16 protein-coding genes are annotated in these 21509 nt (G+C 43.9%); 12 read left to right on the top strand and 4 right to left on the bottom strand.

What is annotated here, in order from left to right:
* The first annotated feature begins 30 nt into the window (after positions 1-30).
* The 6 genes from ACSBL2_RS22775 (at position 31) to ACSBL2_RS22750 (ending at position 11445) form a co-directional block, all read left to right on the top strand.
* Positions 31-1233 carry a DUF4876 domain-containing protein gene (locus tag ACSBL2_RS22775; RefSeq protein WP_442588862.1) on the top strand — a complete coding sequence of 401 codons (1203 nt, stop codon included), beginning with the start codon at positions 31-33 and terminating at the stop codon, positions 1231-1233.
* The gene (locus tag ACSBL2_RS22770; RefSeq protein WP_442588861.1) at positions 1224-2807 is read left to right on the top strand and encodes a DUF6850 family outer membrane beta-barrel protein; all 1584 of its coding nucleotides are present in this window, start codon (positions 1224-1226) and stop codon (positions 2805-2807) included. Before ACSBL2_RS22775 ends, ACSBL2_RS22770 begins: the two co-directional genes overlap by 10 nt.
* Before the next feature lie 25 nt (positions 2808-2832).
* Entirely contained in the window at positions 2833-5091 is a 2259-nt protein-coding gene (locus tag ACSBL2_RS22765) for a HEAT repeat domain-containing protein (RefSeq protein WP_442588860.1), read from the top strand.
* 159 nt (positions 5092-5250) lie between these two features.
* Entirely contained in the window at positions 5251-5817 is a 567-nt protein-coding gene (locus tag ACSBL2_RS22760) for an RNA polymerase sigma factor (RefSeq protein ID WP_442588859.1), read from the top strand.
* A gap of 158 nt (positions 5818-5975) precedes the next feature.
* Positions 5976-8780 (top strand): leucine--tRNA ligase, encoded by a 2805-nt coding sequence (gene leuS / locus ACSBL2_RS22755; RefSeq protein ID WP_442588858.1) that lies wholly within the window; start codon positions 5976-5978, stop codon positions 8778-8780.
* A 241-nt stretch (positions 8781-9021) separates the two neighbouring features.
* Positions 9022-11445, top strand: coding sequence for a TonB-dependent receptor domain-containing protein (locus ACSBL2_RS22750; RefSeq protein WP_442588857.1), 2424 nt, complete (start codon positions 9022-9024; stop codon positions 11443-11445).
* 36 nt (positions 11446-11481) lie between these two features.
* Here the strand turns inward: ACSBL2_RS22750 and ACSBL2_RS22745 are convergent, their stop codons facing one another.
* Entirely contained in the window at positions 11482-13113 is a 1632-nt protein-coding gene (locus ACSBL2_RS22745) for an ABC transporter substrate-binding protein (RefSeq protein ID WP_442588856.1), read from the bottom strand.
* A 46-nt stretch (positions 13114-13159) separates the two neighbouring features.
* Here ACSBL2_RS22745 and ACSBL2_RS22740 point away from each other — a divergent pair, with 46 nt between their 5' ends.
* On the top strand, positions 13160-13615 hold the full coding sequence (locus ACSBL2_RS22740; protein ID WP_442588855.1) for a hypothetical protein: 456 nt from the start codon (positions 13160-13162) through the stop codon (positions 13613-13615).
* Positions 13616-13652: 37 nt separating this feature from the next.
* Here the strand turns inward: ACSBL2_RS22740 and ACSBL2_RS22735 are convergent, their stop codons facing one another.
* Positions 13653-14174 carry an NADPH-dependent FMN reductase gene (locus tag ACSBL2_RS22735; RefSeq protein WP_442588854.1) on the bottom strand — a complete coding sequence of 174 codons (522 nt, stop codon included), beginning with the start codon at positions 14172-14174 and terminating at the stop codon, positions 13653-13655.
* A 181-nt stretch (positions 14175-14355) separates the two neighbouring features.
* On the opposite strand from ACSBL2_RS22735, the gene ACSBL2_RS22730 reads away from it, so the two are divergent.
* The 5 genes from ACSBL2_RS22730 to lepB all read left to right on the top strand — a co-directional run bounded on the left by ACSBL2_RS22730 (position 14356) and on the right by lepB (position 18758).
* On the top strand, positions 14356-15159 hold the full coding sequence (locus tag ACSBL2_RS22730; protein ID WP_442588853.1) for a ParA family protein: 804 nt from the start codon (positions 14356-14358) through the stop codon (positions 15157-15159).
* Positions 15160-15169: 10 nt separating this feature from the next.
* The gene (locus ACSBL2_RS22725) at positions 15170-16111 is read left to right on the top strand and encodes a ParB/RepB/Spo0J family partition protein (protein ID WP_442588852.1); all 942 of its coding nucleotides are present in this window, start codon (positions 15170-15172) and stop codon (positions 16109-16111) included.
* Positions 16112-16152: 41 nt separating this feature from the next.
* Positions 16153-16728 (top strand): DUF5683 domain-containing protein, encoded by a 576-nt coding sequence (locus tag ACSBL2_RS22720; protein WP_442588851.1) that lies wholly within the window; start codon positions 16153-16155, stop codon positions 16726-16728.
* A gap of 90 nt (positions 16729-16818) precedes the next feature.
* Complete coding sequence (gene dapB / locus ACSBL2_RS22715) at positions 16819-17559, top strand: 4-hydroxy-tetrahydrodipicolinate reductase (RefSeq protein ID WP_442588850.1); 741 nt, start codon at positions 16819-16821, stop codon at positions 17557-17559.
* An 8-nt stretch (positions 17560-17567) separates the two neighbouring features.
* Positions 17568-18758 carry a signal peptidase I gene (gene lepB / locus ACSBL2_RS22710; protein WP_442588849.1) on the top strand — a complete coding sequence of 397 codons (1191 nt, stop codon included), beginning with the start codon at positions 17568-17570 and terminating at the stop codon, positions 18756-18758.
* 72 nt (positions 18759-18830) lie between these two features.
* Here the strand turns inward: lepB and ACSBL2_RS22705 are convergent, their stop codons facing one another.
* The gene (locus ACSBL2_RS22705; RefSeq protein WP_442588848.1) at positions 18831-19913 is read right to left on the bottom strand and encodes an Ldh family oxidoreductase; all 1083 of its coding nucleotides are present in this window, start codon (positions 19911-19913) and stop codon (positions 18831-18833) included.
* Positions 19914-19922: 9 nt separating this feature from the next.
* A complete protein-coding gene (bshC, locus tag ACSBL2_RS22700) occupies positions 19923-21509 on the bottom strand; it encodes a bacillithiol biosynthesis cysteine-adding enzyme BshC (protein WP_442588847.1) in 1587 nt (528 codons plus the stop codon).

Below are 21509 nucleotides of genomic sequence, written 5' to 3'. Positions count from 1 at the left end.
AATACACATCATTTTTAATCCATACACATCATGAGAAAATCAATCTACACTTCCATTGTCTTACTGGTCATCTTGGCTGCAGGCATTCAGGGCTGTAAAAAATCCGGGACTGAAACCCCTACCGTAACTTATACTGTTAAAGTGGCTTATCCGGATAATTATGCGGATAGCAAGGCGACCAACAGCACTGTGGTCCTGACCAATTCCACGACCAATGCAAAGGTTACCGTAGTCACCAATGCGGAGGGAGTGGCATCATTCACCGGTTTATTGCCGGGAAATTATCAGCTGGCTGCGAGCAGGACGCTGACTGCTGCAGAAGCGCTGACATTAACGGGCTTTCAGACGGAAGTTTTTCTGAATGCTGCCGCAACAAACTTGCTGATCAGCACCGATGCGAGCCTTGAGGTGAAGTTACAGGGCGGTACCGTGGGTGGACTGGTATTTAAGCAGGTTTTTTACAACTGCACGAGAACCGCTGCCGGGGGCACTTACCTGACCGACCAGTTTTATGAAATCTATAACAACTCTACCGATGTGATTTATGCAGATAGCCTTTATATTGGAGAGAGCGGTGGTACACCGGGAATTTCTGCGAGTTCAGCACCTTTTGGATTTTCAAAAACAGCAGGAAATGTATACCTGGCCAATGTGTGGATGATTCCGGGTACAGGGAAATCACACCCTATCCAGCCTGGTGAGTCGATTGTGGTTGCCAGCAATGCAGCAAATCATAAAACGGATGGAAATCCAAATTCGGTAGACCTTGGTGCAGGCATTGCTGATTTTGAAGGATATGTGGCTTCTACCGGAAGAGATGTTGACAATCCGGCGGTAGCGAATATGGACCTTGTTTATTTTGCGTCTTCTACTTTCAGCTGGATCACTTCTGTGTATGGCCCGGGTATGGTGATCTTCAAGACAAAAGATATCGATGTTTTACAAAAACTCCAGGAGCCGGGAAGTACCAATGCACGTCTGTATATCGAAGTTCCGGGAACTGATATCATCGATGCTTTTGAAGGCCTGGCAAATGCAACAGCCGTAAACTTCAAACGTATTCCTGCATCACTGGATGCTGGATTTGTGTTCTGCTCAACTACTTATGCAGGTGAGGCCTTTGTACGCAAGGTAGCTTCTACCATCAATGGAAGAAGGATACTTCAGGATACCAATAATTCGACTGCCGATTTCACGATGACCAAAACAATCTTACCTAAGGGATGGCAATAAAACGCATACTGTTGTTCGCAGGGATACTGCTGGTTTCTTTCTGTGCCGTTGCACAGGAGGAACAGGCAGATTCGTTGCGCAGCATGCCCATGAACCTGGCATTGCTCAACCTTCGAAATAACTGGCTGCAGACGGAGAATGCTGCGGGAATGCAGCTGAGCAGGTTATGGCCGACAGGAAAAACGGCATTGCTGTATAACAATTTGTCTGGCGGAATGAAACTGGCACAACAGTCTGAAAGTACAGACCGATTACAGTTTATTTCAGAACGCTACCAGCCTTTGGGGAAAGCAATATTTTATGGCAGTTTTTCCTATACCGGGCAGGATGACAGGAATATCCGGCTTTCGGATGTCCTTGATCCTTACCGGGGAACGCCGTATATACTGGCAGATTCTATTGGGGGTAACTGGAAAAAACAGCTTTATGCGTTAAAACTGAAAGCTGCGGCACCGCCACTAGCAGGGGGCAGGCTGATGGCCGGGATTGGTGCGGAATTAAATGTAGCAACCGGGGCAAGACAGAATGACCCCCGGCCTTTAAACAGGTCCAATGAAATCAATATTACGCCGGGGCTGATCTGGAAATCAGGTAGCCATAGCCATTTGGGGATCAATGGTTTGTATGGGAAATACCGGGAGGAAGTTTCCTTAGAGGTGAAGAATACCTATATCAACCATTTTCTGTACAAGCTTTTGGGGGTCGGACAGTATGAATTGCCCGGTATATTTTCAGTCGGTGCTTCCAGAAATTATGCAGGCAGCAAGTATGGGGCTGATCTGCAGTACGGACTGAAAACAGACCGGATGAACTGGCTCAGCACCGCGGGATACCGTACTTATAGTGAAGAAGTATCCGATGGGAATTCCGTTCCCCGAAAGGCGGGCACCTGGAAGCAAAAAGGTTATCAGGTGACCAGTGTGCTCCATTTTGATGGGGGACAGACTTTTCAGCAACTTAAATTTGAGGGACAGCTGCTGGAAGATACCGGTATAGAGTTTCACGAATATTTTAATTCAGCAGCCAATCAATGGCAGACGATATTGGAAGCCCCGTTTTATCTGGCAGAAACAAGACGGGCGGACTTAAGTTATACGTTTGTTCAACAGTCGGATGAAATGGTCTACAACTGGCTGGCAGCAGCTGCGCTCAATTACCAGTCGGCAGATAAAACGTATACCGTACCCGCATCTTCAGCACGTACCGAACGTTTGGACTTCAGTGTGAAAGGCGGGAAGAATTTTCTGGTAGGCAAAAATGCAAGTTTGCAAACCAGCCTTAGCCTTGGATATTCCAAGTCGCTGAGCGACGGTTTATCTTTTATCCCGGTCACTAGCGACAGAAACCTGATTGCACGGGAGGTTCTTTATCCCGACCATGCTTATCTGACGGGCGACCGCCTCATGATGACCTGGGAGGGACAGTATAATTTCAACATGAAAAAAGTGAAAGGCACCCAGTTTTTTATGGGGACTGTAATTCATGTATTGCAGTCGCTTAAAGATGACCTGTTTTATCCTGCAGCAGCGGGGAACCGCAGTTATTTCAGTCTGAGCATTGGTGCCTATTATTAAATACCGAACAAAAATTGAATCAATCATGAATATTATTAATCAATATAAGTTAGCCTTTTCAGCAGCAGGAATAGTGCTGGGACTTTTTACCGGAAGTTCAGTTCAGGCACAACAGATAGAAAAACCGCAAAGGAAAGGCACTGCAACAACCTTTGCTATAGTGGTAGATAAGGTTACGCTAAGCAAAACGCGGAAAGAAATCGACGCCTATAAAGCTGCTCTGGAAAAACAGGGAATGGGTACCTATATTGTATCGCAGCAGTGGAATAAACCTGAAGAGATCAAAGTTATCCTTCAACAGCTCCATTCGCAGAAACCGGCACTGGAAGGTGCAGTCTTTATTGGGGACATTCCCATTCCGATGGTGATGGATGCACAGCGCTTAACCTCTGCCTATAAGTTTGATCAGGCCAGATTCGGACTGAGAGCTGCAGTGCCATCCGATCGTTTCTATGATGATTTTGGGCTGAAGTTCAACTTCATTAAACGGGATTCTGCCAAAACTAACCAGTTTTATTACAGTCTGGCACCAGATTCTCCGGTCATGATCGATATGGAGATTTATACCAGCAGGATCAAAGCCCCGCTGGTGAAAGGGAAAGATAAGTATGAAATGTTAAAAGCTTACCTGAGGAAGGTCGTGGCGCTGAAAGCAGAACAAAATCGCCTGAATACCCTAATGGTGTACAGTGGAATGGGTTATGCATCGGAATCCCAGACCACCTGGGCGAGTGAGCAGGTGGCATTGAGAGAACAGCTGCCCGATCTGTTTAAACCGGGATCGTCTGTGAAATTTGTGAATTCCAGAATGCAGGGCGACCTGAAACAGCGGTTGCTGGCAGAATTACAGCGGCCGGAACTGGATATCGCTATTTTTCACCAGCATGGAGAGTCGGATGTACAGGTGATCAGTGGTTATCCGAACGTTTCTTTTCCTCAGCCGTCGATTGAGAATGTACGCCGTTACCTGCGGAGTAAGCTGCAAATGGCTCACCGTAAAAAACAAGATGTAGAAGAGACAAAAAAACGTTTTGAAAAGACATTGGGGGTGCCTATGGCCTGGATGGATGATGCACTTACAGATTCTGTGGTAAAGGCAGATTCTTTGTTCGAGGCCAATGGGAATATCATGATGGAAGATATCGACCTGATTCAGCCCAATGCCCGTATGCTGATTCTCGACAACTGTTACAATGGCTCTTTTCATAAAGATGACTATATGAGCGGGCACTATGTTTTCGGCGCAGGAAAAACGGTGCTGGCCATGGGAAATTCGATCAATGTGTTGCAGGATGTATGGACGACAGATATGATTGGTCTCCTGCAACATGGTCTCCGTGCAGGAAATTGGTTTAAACAACAGGCTTATCTGGAAACGCATCTGATTGGCGATCCTGCTTTTGCTTTTGCCACTGCGGATCAGGTGGATTATAATGATCTTATCGTCAATAAAGCTGGTGGCGACAAAATATGGCAGCAGTTACTACAGCAAAATGATGCCGATTTACAGTCGCTCGCCTTAACAAAAATATATGCTGCCAAACCAGAACAACTGAGTGAATTGCTGAAACAGACGTATTACAATTCGCCATTCTCAAGCACCCGGATGCAGGCATGGAAATTATTAAGTCAGCTGAATAATGCAGCTTTTAAAGCGGTGTTAAAAGATGCCGTGAATGATCCTTATGAATACCTGCGCCGCCGTTCGGTAAATATGATAGGAGATTTCGGTACGGACGACCTTGTGCCTGCCCTGGTACAGTCGGCCGTAGAGGACTGGGCCTCCAAACGTGTGTCCTATAACTCCGGCAATTCCCTATCATTTATGGATTCGAAACAAGTCATCGCTGCCTTTCATCAGGTACTTCAAAAACCTGGTTATGCAAATGATACGGACATCCTGCGGATGATCAGAAGACAGGAAGCCACCATGGCCAAAATAGAAAAAGAAACTAAAGTGATGTCTGATACCAGTACCAAGGCATCGGCAAAAGAACGCGCTTTCACGGTCAACATGCTGCGGACTTATACCTACCACCAGCTGGTGCCTGAAGCTATCCGGATTGCGGGTGATCATGCCGAAGCGTTGAAATTAAGATTGTCGGCTGTAGAAGCACTGGGTTGGTTCCCGTATTCTTACCAGAAAAATGAGATCATAAAAATGTGTGATCAGATTATTGCTGATAAAAATAACGCTGTAACCTTACGCGATGAAGCATTGCGTACCAAAACATACCTGCTGGCTTTTAACAGCGGAGCCGGGGCTTCCCTCGCTGCGGAATAAACTTTGCTTAAATGAGATGTTTACAGATTTTTTAAACATCTCATTTAACAATTTTTTGTGTCATATAAATGCAACTTATGTGTTGCATCTTCTTCTTACTAAGTTTAAACCCCTATTATTGCACCTATTAATAATAAATCTAAATAATGATAAGGGTAAATGGATAATCAACAGGATTACTGGAATTCATTTGTAAAGGGAGACAGAAAGTGCTTCTCTTTACTGTATGACTTACACTATGAATCTTTGATGAATTATGCCAAAAAGTTTAGTGCAGACATTTCATTTATTGAAGAATCCGTCCAGGATCTTTTTGTGAAACTCTGGCAGAATAAAAGTAACCTCAAGCAGCCGGAAAATATAAAATATTACCTGTTCAAGGCGCTCAGAAATACCATCCTCAATAAAATCAAATTATCCGCCAAAGAGGTATATGTCGGTGCTGAAGCAGATATGCTGGCATTCGATTTACAAATGGAATCCACTTCTGCTGATGACAGCACGGAGCAATGGGATTACCTGTCTAAAAAATTCATGTATAAATTAACAGACCACCAGAAAGAGGCGGTTTACCTGTTTTATGTAGAAGACATGAATTATAAAGAAATTGCAGACCTACTGAATATCAAAATTGGGGGGACGTATAAACTGCTTTACCGCGCTATGTCTGGCATAAAAGTGCAGGTGAAAGAGTTTGAAAAGCATGGGAAAATTGTTTGCGAATGATACGGAGCTGTTAAACCGTAGTTTTATTTGTATGGCATTGACATCGTGTGCGGTATTTTAAAGGGCAGAAATCAGCGTGTTTCCCTAATTTCTTTTCATAACCTTTCTGAAACACCCTTTATTTCTTTATTTTCGCCGTATACAAAGGAATAGCTGTAATGGATTACCAATTTAAAGAAATAGAGCAGAAGTGGCAAGAGTTTTGGGCCGCACATCAAACGTTTAAAGCAGAACAGGATTCTGATAAACCTAAGTTTTATGTGCTGGATATGTTTCCTTATCCTTCAGGAGCGGGGCTGCATGTTGGGCACCCTCTTGGCTACATCGCATCAGATATATTTTCAAGATACAAAAGATTAAAAGGCTTCAATGTTTTGCATCCTATGGGTTACGATTCATTCGGACTTCCTGCAGAACAATACGCTATCCAGACCGGCCAGCACCCTGCGCTGACCACTGAAGTCAATATCAATACCTACCGTCGTCAGCTGGATCAGATCGGTTTTTCATTCGACTGGAGCAGGGAAGTCCGTACTTCAGAACCCGGTTATTATAAATGGACACAGTGGATCTTTATGCAGCTGTTCAATTCCTGGTATAACCTGGAAACCGATAAAGCAGAAGACATTTCTACCTTAATAGAGAAATTCAATGCTGCAGGTACAGCCGATGTAAAGGCGGTATGTGATGAGGAAGTCAAATCATTCATGCCATCCGACTGGGCGGCGATGACAGACGAAGAAAAACAGGTAGAGCTGATCAAATACAGGTTAACCTATCTGAGAGAAAGTACAGTAAACTGGTGCGCTGCACTGGGAACAGTATTGGCTAACGATGAGGTGAAAGATGGCTTTTCTGAGCGTGGTGGCCATCCTGTGGAGCAGAAGAAAATGATGCAGTGGAGTATGCGTATATCTGCTTATGCAGAGCGTTTACTTCAGGGCCTGAAAACCATAGACTGGCCTGAACCCGTAAAAGAAATGCAGCGCAACTGGATTGGTAAGAGCGTAGGGGCCAGTGTACGTTTCAAGATTGAGACGGTACCGGGTGCTGCGGTTTTGCCGGCAGAGGATATTGAAGTCTTTACTACCCGTGTGGATACTATATTTGGTGTTTCCTATCTGGTTTTGGCTCCTGAGCATGAACTGGTCGCTGCGTTGACCACTCCTGAGCAGGCAAATGACATCAAAAATTATATCGACCAGACGAAAAAGAAATCTGAACTGGACCGCATGGCAGATACAAAAACAGTATCAGGTGCTTTTACGGGTACCTATGTAATCAATCCGGTGAGCGGTGAACGTGTACAGTTATGGATTGCCGACTATGTCCTTGCCGGATATGGAACCGGTGCTGTCATGGGGGTACCAAGCGGCGATCAGCGCGACTGGTTATTTGCCAGACACTTCAACCTTCCTATCGTACAGATCTTGGACGGACAAAAAGATATTGAGGTACAGGCTGATCCGACCAAGGAAGGATTATATATCAATTCAGGATTTATCAATGGAATGCAGTACAAAGAAGCTGTAGAAACATTGAATAAATGGCTGGAAGATCAAAAGGTAGGTAAAGCAAAAATCAATTACCGTATGCGTGATGCTATTTTTGGTCGCCAGCGCTATTGGGGAGAACCTATTCCTGTTTATTTTAAAAATGGCTTGCCTTATTTAATTCAAGAGGAAGAGCTGCCATTGGTATTGCCGGAAATTGATAAATATTTGCCTACAGAAAGTGGAGAGCCTCCTTTGGGAAGGGCTGAAAACTGGAGCTATGAAGACCAGTATACCTATGAGTTGAGCACAATGCCGGGCTGGGCGGGATCAAGCTGGTACTGGTACCGCTATATGGATGCGCAGAATGAAGGTTCTTTTGCTTCCAAAGAAGCGATAGCCTACTGGCAGGATGTCGATTTGTATATCGGCGGTTCAGAACATGCTACCGGACACTTATTGTACAGCCGCTTCTGGAATAAGTTCCTGAAAGATCTGGGCTATGTGAACGAGGAAGAACCTTTCAAAAAACTGATCAACCAGGGGATGATCCAGGGACGCAGTAATTTTGTATACCGCGTAGTTGATGAAGAGGGAAGAGGTACGAACACATTGGTGTCCCATGGCTTAAAAGGTAATTATAAAACCATGGCTTTGCATGTGGATGTAAACATTGTAGAAAATGAGATCCTACATGTCGATAAATTCAAGGCTTTCAGACCAGAGTTCGCTGAGGCGGAATTTATCCTGGAAAATGGTAAATATATCTGCGGTGTGGAAGTTGAAAAAATGTCCAAGTCGAAGTTTAACGTGGTCAACCCTGATGTGCTGATTGGTAGTTATGGCGCAGATACGCTGCGGATGTATGAAATGTTCTTGGGTCCGCTGGAACAAAGTAAGCCATGGAATACCAATGGTATTGAAGGCGTGTTTAAATTCCTGCGCAAATTCTGGCGTTTATTCCATAACGACCAATGGGAATTTAAGGTTGCTGATACTGAGCCGACCAAAGCAGAATTAAAGGCATTGCATAAGATCATCAAAAAAGTACAGGATGACATTGAACGTTTCTCTTTCAATACGTCTGTATCCAGTTTTATGATTGCAGTGAATGAGCTGACAGAGCTGAAATGTAACAAGAAAAGCATTCTGCAGGACCTTGTTGTTGTCCTTTCCCCATATGCCCCCCATATTACAGAAGAATTGTGGGCCCTGTTAGGGAATACAGGAAGTATATCAGCTGCAGCTTATCCGGTATTCAATCCAGGTTATATGGTGGAAGATGAATTCAGTTATCCGGTTTCCATAAACGGAAAGACAAGGTTGAACCTGAATATGAGCCTGGCACTGGAAACAGCAGCTATTGAAGTTTTAGTGCTGGCCGATGAACAGGTACAAAAATACCTTGAAGGAAAAACACCGAAGAAGATGATTGTGGTGAAAGGGAGAATTGTAAATATTGTGATATAATTCAACTATATATTTCTTCAGTTTCTATACGAATACCCTGGCAGGATATTGCCAGGGCATTTTTTTTACCGGTAAAATTCCTGGTCTCGCCGGCTATTCCAACCCTTTTAACAGAATTTGCTTTCGCAATGCTGTAACAAAACTAATTTTGCGGGTACTAATTCAAAATACCGGGGTGAATCCTCGTTTTACTAAACGAAGATGGAATATCCCAAACTAATTAACTATTAAAACTACATCGATGAAACGTTTTTTACTATTATATCTTTTTTTTGGTGCCGTATTTCAGGCGAAGGCCCAGTTCCCTCTGGGGGGTGGGGCGCCAAAGGTGACAGTCACCGGACGCATTACGGCAGTGATCCTGGATTCCGCCACCAAGGCTCCGATCGATTATGCTTCAGTATCGCTCCTGAGGGTCAAAGACAATAAATCGGTGAACGGTGCCGTAACCGACAGCAAAGGCAAGATCAATTTACAGAATGTGGCTCCCGACCAGTACAAGTTATCGATTGGTTTTATGGGCTACAAATCAAAATCAATACTGGTAAAAACCAGCCCTGAAAAACCCGACCTTAATTATGGAACGATTTACCTGGTGGCTACAGAAAGTAACCTGAAAGAGGTTGCTATTGTAGGAACAACTCCACTGGTAGAAAGCAAGATTGATAAAATGGTGTATAATGCAGACCAGGATGTGACCACGGCAGGGATGAATGCGAGTGATCTCATGCGTAAGGTGCCTATGGTCACCGTAGATATTGATGGTAATCCCAGTTTAAAGGGTGCCGCAGTACGCGTACTGATCAATGGAAAGCCCTCCGGAACAATGTCTAACAGTGTGGCAGATGCCTTAAAAATGATTCCGGCAGAAGAGATCAAAAGCGTAGAGGTAATCACCAGTCCATCCGCAAAATATGATGCGGAAGGTGCAGGAGGAATTATCAATATCATCACCAAGAAAAAAACGGCGCAGGGAATCAATGGAAATGCAACGGTATCTGCAGGAACAAGGCAGAATAACGGTAATTTCAGCATTAATGCCAAAAAAGGCCGGTTAGGTATCAATGCCAATTTTGGCGGACAATATGCCATTCCGCAGGATACCCGTTTTGAAGCTTTAAATGAGGACTTCACTGCCGGTACGACTTTCCTGCAATCGGGTACAACGAAAGCAAAAAGATACAGTTACAATGGAGGTCTTGGTCTTGATTATGATGTCAATGCCTATAATAGTTTCTCCACAAATGTGAAATATACCAATTTCTCTAACGGATCTGACGGTACCTTCAATGTCACCAGCAGATTACAGGACGAGACGACCAAATTCCTGCGCTCTTCAAAGAATAATTTTGGCAATAACAATGTGGATTGGAGTGCCGATTACAGGCACACGACAAAGAAACAGGGAGAGGAGTTTTCAGTTTCCGGACAGGCAAGTTTTGGAAGGAACAATACGGATTTCCTCACCAACACGGTTTCGCCGGATACCGAGAACCCGGTAACCTTTGAAGGTGACAATACAGGGAAAAATAATGAATACACTTTGCAGGCCGACTATACCTATCCTTTTACAAAGGATGTTATCCTGGAAACAGGACTGAAAGGCATTTCCAGAGAGATCAAGAGTAAGTATGAAAGCAGTGAACAGGATTTTGACTATACCCAGGATGTAGGTGCCGCGTATGGGGTGTTAAGTTTCAAGCTGGCTAAGACAATAGATTTAAAAGGAGGCCTAAGAGCTGAATATACGAATATCAATGGGGTATCAGGTACTTCGCTGAACTTTAAGAATGATTATTTTAATCTGTTCCCCAGTGCTATACTCTCCAAAACAATGAAAGGTGGGGCAACCTTGAAGTTAAGTTATAACAAGCGTGTACAGCGCCCAAGTTTAACCTTCCTGAATCCCTTTCTGAACAATGCCGATCCGCAGAACCAGACCCAGGGTAATCCTAACCTGAAACCGGAAATCAGTAATGTGATTGAACTCGGATATTCCACTTTCATCAAGGGATCCATTATCAATGCTTCCATATTTTACCGGGAAACACAGGATGTGATTGAAAACCTGTTCTATAGGGAGCAGAAACTGACAACCTACACGAACATCGGTACCAATAAATCTTTCGGCGGTAATGTGTTTGCTTCCTACAACCCATTGCCGAAATGGACACTGATGGGGAACTTCAGTATCAATACCTATGATGTCAGGAATGAAATCACCAATGTAAGGACAGGTGTATATGCGAATTACAATATCTTCATGCGTTCGGCGATTGCCTTTAAAGGAGGATGGAATACCGAATTGTTCGGTGTGTATCGTGGGTCTAACAGAACGTTCCAGGGAACCAGCGGACCAATGTCCTTTTATGGCGCGGCCTTCAAGAAAGACATCATGAAGAAAAAGGCGACCGTAGGGGTCAATACGCTGAACATGTTCTCGCGCGATTTGCATATCGAAAACAATAACCAGGGGGCTGATTTCGTACAACGCACCAATATCTATTATCCGCTCCGTTCCTTCGGTGTAAGCTTTAGCTATAAATTCGGTAAAATGAATTTCAATCCGCAGCCGAAGAAGAAAAGAGGGGTAAACAATGACGACTTAAAACAGGATGAAAATAATGCCGGAGGTTTAGGCGGTGGCATGCCAAAAGAAAAATAACAGGAAAACCGGGGGCAGCTTTACGGGAGCTGCCCCCTATTTCTTTTTAACCGTTTTTAAGATCATCCAGCTTAACCCGTTAATGGAATACCCACTGATGTTGTTCTGCAACATGGTCACCGACTGATCGTAAAGAATGGGGACAATATTGGCATTTTCTATGACCATATTGTCCATCTTCTGATTCAGGGCAAAACGTTTTTCCCGGTCAGTCTCATAATAGCTGAGGTCGAATAAACGGTCGAATTCTTTATTGAAATAACCGGTATAATTTGGTCCGAAAGGAACTTTGTTTTTGGAATAGAATACAGAAAGATAGTTCTCCGCATCAGAATAATCTGCAATCCAGGAGCCCCTGAAGAAGTTGACCTCATTTTTGGCCATCAGTTCACGTAAGCTTGCACTGGGGGCAACATCTACCTTCACCCTGATTCCCAGTGAATTCAATTCCCCCTGAATGAATTCAATCAAATCTTTATAGGTCGTGGAAGTTGTCAGTTTGATCTCCGGTAAGCCCTTTCCATTGGGGAACCCTGCTTCCACCAGTAAAGCTGCAGCCTTAACCGGGTTGTAATGATAGCCTTTCACTTTTGTGCTGTCAAATCCCGGCATTCCCTTGGGGACAAAACCGGACGTTGCCGGTGTGCCTATACTATTGCGCAGGTATTTGATCAGTTTTTCTTTGTCAATCCCATAGTTGATGGCCTGACGTATCTTTTTATTGATCAGCGCTGAATTCTTTGCGATGGATTTAGAGGTATCCACCAATATTCCGAGGTATTCCGTGCAAAGGTAAGCCCCTTTGATCAGCTGAAATTTACCTGCATACTTTTTGGTCCTGTTCCCGCTTTTAGTTAAAATATCATCCCTGTAGCTGCCATCAACACCGTAAAAGAAATCGAGGTCCTTTTTAAGGAAATTCATAAATGCACTTTGCTTATCGCTGATGAAAGTGACTTTCACAGCATCCAGGTAAGGGAGCTGCACATTGTTTTCCTTTTCCCAATAGTGTTCATTTTTCAGCAAGACGAGGATCTCTTCTTCCTTCCAGTATTTGAACCTAAACGGCCCAGTGCCTACAGGGTGGCTGCGGAAGTCCTTGCCATAATGTTCCACCACCTCTTTTGGTACCACGCTGCAATATTGCGTGCACAATAGCGTAAGAAAAGCCGGGAAGGGTTTAATGAGGCTGATGGATAGCGTTGTGTCATTTAAAGCCACGAAGTTATGGATGTCCTTCACCTTATCGCTGAATATCCAGCCTCCGGAGGAAGCTACTTTAGGATCGATTAAGCGGTAGAAGCTGTAGACGAAGTCTTTCGCCACGACTTTCCTGCCTTTCCCATTTTTAAATAAGGGGTCGTCCTGGAAAAACACATCATTACGCAGGTGGAAGGTATAATTCAGTCCGTTTGCAGAAACTTCCCAGCTTTTTGCAATGCAGGGAACAGCATTAAGGCTGGAATCGATCTGTACCAATCCGTTAAAAATCTGGTTGATCATCCAGATGGCCTGCTGGTTCCTGGCAAAAGCAGGATCCATACTGGTCAGGCTCTGGTCGAAATTGATGTTGAACACTTTTTTATCCTGAGGGGCAGTATTGCTGCGGCATCCCCAGAGACTGATGATGCATAAAGTGAAAAAAATATTTTTAATAATTAGAGGCATCAGTTAAGGAATACTATTTTTGCACAAAATAATAAATAATATTGTTATGTCTTTTGTAAATGCGGTGTTAAGTAATGTTGAGGATGAAGAACTCCGTGAAGCCCTTCAGGAAAGGGTGGATATCATTCTGCATAAAATCAAGTTTATGGACAAGGTGCCTGTAGCTATACTTGACAGTTATAATGATCCCAGCAGCCTGCTTGATGTCGTTGTTGAATCTGCCGGGGGCGAAAGAAAAGAGGATCCGATGGAAGCACAGATTGTCATTTACCATGAGCCAAGGGTAGGGATGCTGGAAATGATGGGCATTATCCCTTCCCTGCTGAACCCGGAATGGCCTGCAATGAAATACAAGAAAGTATTTATCATGGACGACCAGTCGGCCTATCTCAGTGACCCCCTCCATTTTGTGGATACGCTGGAAGATGTTGCTGAAATTCTGCACCAGGGATTTTTTGTATTCGGTAATGAAGGTTCAGGCTGGACAGGTTTTGTGGTTTAACAGTGCATTGGGATTTAAAATAGCGGCTGCCCTGAAGCTAAAACACGATGAACTTGTCCATTTGTTCTGAGGTGAATTTCAGGGTGTCTTCTTTATAAAAATGGTGTTGCTCGTTCAATTCAGACCTGATGTCTGGAATGTGCAAACGCAAGGGCATGACATGCAGGTGTAAATACGCACATACCCCACCAAAATGTTCTACGCCCCTGATGTTCCCATATTTTCCTGAAGATAAACCGACCAGGCAGGCTTTTTTCTCATAAAAGCTTCCCGGAAAACCACAGGCATCAATAAACGTCTTCAATACGCCAGGAAAGCTTCCGTTGTATTCCGGAATGATAAAGAGGAATTTGGTGGTCTGACTGACCATTTCCTGGATTGCTGTGAATTGAGCTGATCGCTTGCCGTAAAGATCAGATACAATCAGATCAGCAGGAAGATTCCTTAAATCGAGCAGATGGGTATGCAGTCCTTTTACCGCTAAGTTATCCTGATAATATTTCGCGACTTTAAGCGTATTGCTATTGGGTCTGTTCGTTCCGGAAATGATGGTGACCATGTGTAAATTGTTAGTAAGATGTTTAAAACACTTAGGTGTTTAACGCAAATATTGTCATTTAGTTTGTATCTTAGCTAATTGTTAAAAAGCCCCTAAATATAGGTAAAAGTAGTATTTTTTGATAAAGAAATCTAGTTCACAAATTCTCAGGAAAATAATTAATAATTATTAAACAGGTTAAATGAGTAAAATTATTGCATTGGCAAACCAAAAGGGTGGTGTAGGTAAAACGACTTCATCTATAAACTTAGCCGCCAGTCTGGCCGTATTGGAATACAGAACTTTATTAGTAGATGCCGATCCTCAGGCAAATTCAACATCAGGTATTGGTTTTGATCCGCGGAGTATAAAAAACAGCATTTATGAGTGTATCATTAATGATGTGGAGCCTTCGGAAGCAATTCAGAAAACAGAAACACCTAATCTTGACCTGTTGCCCGCACATATTGATCTGGTGGGTGCAGAGATCGAGATGATCAACCTTCCCAACAGGGAATATAAAATGAAAGCTGTTCTGGAGAAAATCAAAGACCAGTATGATTTCATTATTGTAGATTGCTCCCCATCATTGGGTCTGATCACTATTAATGCCTTAACGGCTGCAGATTCAGTCATTATCCCTGTACAGTGTGAGTATTTTGCACTTGAAGGACTGGGTAAGTTGTTGAATACCATCAAGATTGTTCAGAACAGGTTGAATACAGACCTGGAGATCGAAGGTATTTTACTGACCATGTACGATGTACGTTTACGTCTGTCCAATCAGGTGGTGGAAGAAGTAAAGACCCATTTCCAGGATTTGGTTTTCGAAACCATTATCCAAAGAAATACCAGGTTAAGTGAAGCGCCGAGTTACGGGGTATCTGTCATCATGCATGATGCCAACTGTAAAGGTGCAATCAATTACCTGAACCTTGCCCGCGAGATTGTCCGTAAAAATGGATTGGTAAAAGAGATTGAAGGTTTAACTACTGCAACTATTTAAAATTAATTAGATGACATCTTTTCAGCGAAAAACAGGTTTAGGGAGAGGTTTAAGTGCGCTTTTAGATGACACTGATTCTACTTATCCTGCTAAAAATGCCATAAATCCGGTAAGTGAAACCGAGCAGAAGCCACGTCAGGGTACCCAGGCCGGAAACGGAACCACCCCTATAGGTCATATCAGTATCAACGATGTGGAAACCAATCCTTACCAACCAAGGACTGAATTCGACCAGGTAGCCTTAAATGAACTTGCCGATTCCATTCGTGTACAGGGACTGATCCAGCCGATAACGGTGAGGAAAACGGATAAGGGAACGTACCAACTGATCTCAGGAGAACGTCGTTTACGGGCTTCAAGACTGGCAGGACTAAATGAGATCCCTGCATATATCCGTACTGCGAATGACCAGCAAATGCTGGAAATGGCCTTGATAGAAAATATCCAGCGTGAAAACCTGAATGCCATAGAGGTGGCCCTGAGTTTTCAGCGAATGCTGGATGAATGCAACCTGAAACAGGAACAGTTGGGCGAACGTGTCGGAAAAAACCGGTCAACGGTAACCAATTATCTGCGCTTGCTGAAACTTCCACCTGCCATCCAGGTCTCTATCCGGGACCAGAAAATATCTATGGGACATGCCCGTGCATTAGTTAATGTGGATGATGTAGAGAAACAGCTGTTTATCCATCAGGAAATTATTGATAAAGGCTTGTCGGTACGTAAAGTGGAGGAGTTGGTGAGAAGTATCAATAGCCTGCAACTGAAACCTCAGTCTGCACAGCAGCCGGCAGGTGTTTCCTTCGAGTACCAGAAATTACAAAAAGACCTGGCTTCAAGGTTTGCCACCAAGGTAAAGCTGAAAGTCGGGGCAAATGGAAAAGGAGCAATTGAAATCCCTTTTGTTTCTGATGATGACCTGAGCAGAATATTAGAATTATTAGACTGGTAATGCCGAAAATATTATTGTTATCGGTTGTATTGTTTTTTTCTATGCAGATAGTTAAAGGACAGGAACCTATTACTATACAGCGCGATAGCGCTGTCAGAACTCCAAAAAAGGCAGATACTGCTGTCTATGTCAATCCGGGGAAAGTAGCGGCTAAAAAAGCGATCCTGAGATCGGCAATCATTCCTGGCTGGGGACAGATCGGAAATGGCCTTACGGTGTACCGCGGGATTAAGGTGGCTGCCATTTATACCGGTGGTACCTTGCTCGCATTGTCGTACATACAGAACAACGGGAATTACAAACAGTACCTCAGGGAAATCCAATACCGTGCACTCAATAACGTACCTATGCCCGGAAATGGCCTGGAGCAGTATAGCAATACTGCCGGACTGATTACAGCAAAGGATATCTTCAGAAGGAACCGGGAGGTGATTATCTTCTCTATGGCCGCGTTGTATGCGGTGAATATTATTGAGGCTTATGTTGATGCCAGGCTGAAGTATTTTGATGTGGGCAATGAAAATGTCCTTAAGCTTAGCCCGACAGTGATTAATTCCAGTAACATGTATGGTTATTATTCGTTTTCCCCGGGAATAAAACTGGCGATAAAACTGTGAGAAAAGACGGTCTTTCATGCAGATCAACATACACCGAATCAACCAATACCGGATCAGACAAATAAATTTGAACATCAAAAACACATAAAAATGAATATAGCTTTAATCGGTTACGGTAAAATGGGTCAGATTATTGAGCGTTTTGCTATGGAAAGAGGCCACGAAATTGTGCTTAAAATAAGCGCAGATAACCTGGATGAGCTCACTACAGCTAATTTAAAGAAGGCAGATGTAGCCATAGATTTCAGTGCACCGGATGCTGCCATTAAAAATATACATGCCTGCTTTGATGCAAATGTCCCGCTTGTTGTGGGGACTACGGGCTGGTACGGACAACTGCAGGAAATTAAAAATGAATGTATCAGCAGTAACAATTCACTCCTGTACGGGTCAAACTTTAGTATAGGCGTAAATTTGTTTTTCCATATCAATGAAGTGCTGGCGAAATTGATGAACAACTATCCTGCTTATGACGTACAGGTAGAAGAAATCCACCATACCCAGAAACTGGATTCTCCAAGTGGTACTGCAATGACACTGGCTGAAGGAATCATTGACCAGCTGGATCGCAAATCGGAATGGGTGAATGAGGTAGAGGGTATCGAGCCTACAGAGGTGCTGAAAAAGGACCAGGTATTGATCTCATCTGACAGGATAGAAAATGTACCGGGGACACATACGGTAGTATATAGTTCTGAGGTAGATGAAATAGAGCTGAAACACACGGCGCATAACCGTGCCGGATTTGCACTGGGGGCTGTGGTAGCAGCTGAATGGCTTGAACACAGGCAAGGATTTTATAATATTGCCGATATATTTAATTTTAAATAACATAACATATGAATTGGAAGTTCTGGCAGAAAGAAAAAAATGCCCAGCCAAAGAAAAAAACTAAAAGCAGAGAGTGGTTTGATGCAATTATTTTTGCTGTCATCGCTGCGACAGTAATCAGAGTATTTTTTATCGAAGCATATACGATTCCAACCGGATCAATGGAAAAGTCACTCCTTATCGGTGATTTTCTTTTTGTCAGTAAGGTAAATTATGGAGCAAGGATTCCTATGACTCCAGTAGCTTTTCCTTTTGCGCACCATACCATGCCTGTGACAGGTACAAAAGCCTATTATGATGGGATACAGTGGAAATACCGCAGGTTACCTGGAATTCAGGACATCAAGAGAAATGATGTGGTGGTGTTTAACTTTCCCGACGGGGATACGGTGGCCCTGGAAGCTCAGGACAGGGACTATTATGAAATGGTACGCTCCTACGGACGCGAGGCTATCCATAACCAATATACGATTGTCAGCCGTCCTGTCGACAAAAGGGAAAATTACATCAAACGCTGTATCGGTATTGCCGGTGATGTCTTGAGTATGAAAGACGGACTGGTGACGGTGAATGGCAAGGCGGTACCTATGGAAAACACAGGACAGATCAATTATCTTGTCGAATTGAAAAATAGTGATTTCAATTTCGAGGTCTTTAAAGATATGGGGTTTGTGATCAGTGATATCCAGGGTATAGGCGGAAATACATTTGATTTCCTGGGAACCCCGGAAATGATGGAAGAAGTGAAAAAACTTGACTTTGTGGTTTCTGTAAAACCAAGGACTTCTCCTCTGGAAGCGGATGAGTCCAATATCTTTCCTCAGGATCCGAACAGAAAATGGAATGTAGATAACTGGGGCCCTGTTCAGGTGCCTAAAAAAGGATGGACGGTGAAACTTGACAGCCTGACTATGCCGATGTACCAGCGGGCCATTTCAATTTACGAAGGGAATAAGATAGAGAAAGCAGGTAAGGGCTGGACGATCAATGGTCAGCCAGCAGATAGTTATACCTTCAAAATGGATTATTTCTGGATGATGGGGGATAACAGGCACAATTCCCTGGATTCAAGATATTGGGGTTTTGTCCCTGAAGACCATGTGGTGGGTAAAGCTTTGTTCATCTGGATGAGCTATGATACCAACGCTTCATTCTTTGGAAAGATCAGATGGAGCAGGATATTTAAAGGTATTCACTAAGGATAACCGTCAACTGATAATCAGAAGCTAAAATAAAAAGGATACCAGGTCGACTGGTATCCTTTTTATTTTTTATAACCTGTCGATCTGTAGTTTATCTGCCAGGGTATTCAAGTCCTGTACCACAGCATCAATTAAAGGAATGCCTTTCAGTACGCGTTCCTGTTCAAAACCATATTCCGGTTCTCCGGGGATAATCACCTGTTTATTGGGGTCTACCGTTCCCGCACTTTTAAAACGTTCAATCCAGTTATCCAAATGACTTTTGAAATCTGCTGCGGGACGAAAACCGTCTATACGCATGGCACCCAAAAAGTGACCTATTCCTTCACCAACAGGATCTGAAGGAGGATCAAGGAAAGCAACGAAAGGAGGGACCCAGGGGCCATAATTGGCACCGGAGAGCACTGCAGATAAAATGTCTACTGTTGCACTCAATCCATATCCTTTATGGCTGCCATGGTCTTTATCGCTACCCAGTGGCAATAAGGAGCCCCCTGTTTTCAGCTCGTTGGGATCAGTAGACCCTTTTCCATCCTTATTCTGTACCCATCCATCAGGAATAGGTTTATTTGCCCTGCTGGCAATTTCCAGTTTTCCATTTGCCGCTGCAGATGTGGCCATATCCACTACAACCGGTGGATATTTCCCTGCCGGAAAAGCATAACACATCGGGTTAGTCCCCAGCAATCTTTCATTTGCATAAGTTGGAGCCACCAGGGGACTGGCATTGGTCATGCTGATCCCAATCATGTCTTTTTCAACAGCCATTAGTGCATGATAGCCCGCAATGCCGAAATGGTTGGAATTTTTAACGGATACCCAGCCACTTCCATATATTGCTGCCTTTTCCATTGCAATTTTCATGGCAAATGGGGCAACCACCAATCCGAGGCCAGCGTCACCATCGACAGTAGCTGTGGTGGCCGTCTCATGGACCACCCTGATATCCGGGGTGGCATTTATCCTTTCTTTTTCCCATAAACGGATGTAGCCACTCAATCTGGCTACCCCATGGGAGTCAATGCCTCTTAAATCGGAACGCAGTAACACATCGGCAGCAAGGTCTGCATGTGTAGGTGTACAGCCCATTTTAAGAAAAACATCGGTGGTAAATTTTCTGAGATGCGCTTCGGGAAAAGTATGGAAAGTCATTGGAAATAATTAAGCGTACAATACGGTGAATTTATGGTCAAGAGGCTTGAAATGCAGGTACAAACTCTGGATAAAATCGCTGCCGTACAATACATACATCGGTGCAATATTCAGTACCCGTTCCTGCAATACCCCTGAAGGGAATAATTTATGTTTAAGGTTCTCGATCTGTGTTAAGGAAGTGGTGTGTTTTCTCTTTTCCGCACGAAGGAGTTTCTTCTCCAGGTTGGTCACCAGCTTCAACGCTTTCATTTTGGCGGCTTCAGCAGAAAGGGACAATGTCTTGTCTACTTTATAGGAATTGAGTTTAATCTGGTCGAACACCGCCCTGATTGCCCTTTGCTCGTCATCGAGACAGAGGGAATCACCTACATGGTCTTTTACCCACAGGTTTTTCAGCTGTTCATCGGCACTGAATAGACTGATCTGGTTGATGCCCAGGATCTGCATTTTGCGTGCACTGCGCTCATCAATCACCAGGGCTGAGTTTCTCAGTATCAGTACAGGGTAGGGAATACCATAAAAATCGAAATTTGCCTTGAGCTGCAGCCAGTAGGTCACCTCTGCACCACCACCTATATAGGCCAGGTTGGGCAGGATAATTTCTTGGTATACAGGGCGCATGACTACATTGGGACTAAAGCGTTCGGGATGGGTATCTATTTCTTCCTTTAGGGTCTCGCGTGTAAAGCTAATGGAAGTGTTCATGACTTTATACAGGCCGTCTTCCTCTACAATACGTTCACGCAGCTGATCATCCATATAAAAGAAGTTGATCTCTCTCGGATTTACCTGTGCCTTGTACCCTTTTTCTTCCAGGGCAGTGTTGGTTTGGTTGATCAGTTCAAAGCTATGCTGTCCGGTAATATCCTTGTACATCAGGGGGGCAAACTGGGCTTTCAATGCAGCATCGTCTGCATCAATACAAATCAGCCCCTGGTCGCCAAACAGTGCATCCACGAGTTCACGTGTCGCATCCGAAAGCTTATGGTTACGGGTATAGGCCTGTTCTACTTTTTTAGAAAGTGCACTGCCATTTTCGCTGATCCCAAGGTAACCCCTGTAGGCCGCCAGTGTTTCGGCGATACTGGCCGTATTGATCCTGCCCGTTGCACCGGTTTCATCTGTTTCCCAGCTTAATTTCCTGTCTTCTACCTTCACATGGTTGATTTCTTCAAAATCATGGTCCTCCGTCGCCATCCAGTACACCGGAACGAAATTAAAGTCAGGAAACTGTTGCTTAAGGTCGCGCGCCAGGTTAATGGCCGTGATGATCTTGTAAATAAAATACAGGGGGCCTGTAAAGATATTGAGCTGATGGCCGGTCGTTATGGTAAACGTCCGGTCATCGGCTAATAAATTGATATTGGATTGCACCAGCGCGGAGGGCTGTAAATGTGCGTATTGTCTGTTAAGGCTGCTCAGTAGCAACTCACGATCAGCAGAAACCTTACGTTCCGTGATTGCTTTTTCAAAACCCTGAATAGTAGGGGAGTACTTATAAAAAGACTCCAGTGTATCTTTTCCGTCGATGTAATCTAATACAACAGGTGAAAAAGCATTTGTTTGCTGATAAGAGATGTACTTGGCTTGCAT

Origin of the sequence: Pedobacter sp. AW31-3R, from assembly GCF_052180285.1 — a bacterium.
GTDB lineage: Bacteria > Bacteroidota > Bacteroidia > Sphingobacteriales > Sphingobacteriaceae > Pedobacter.
Note: the sequence above shows the minus strand (reverse complement) of the source record. Positions and strands in the feature narration are given on the sequence as shown.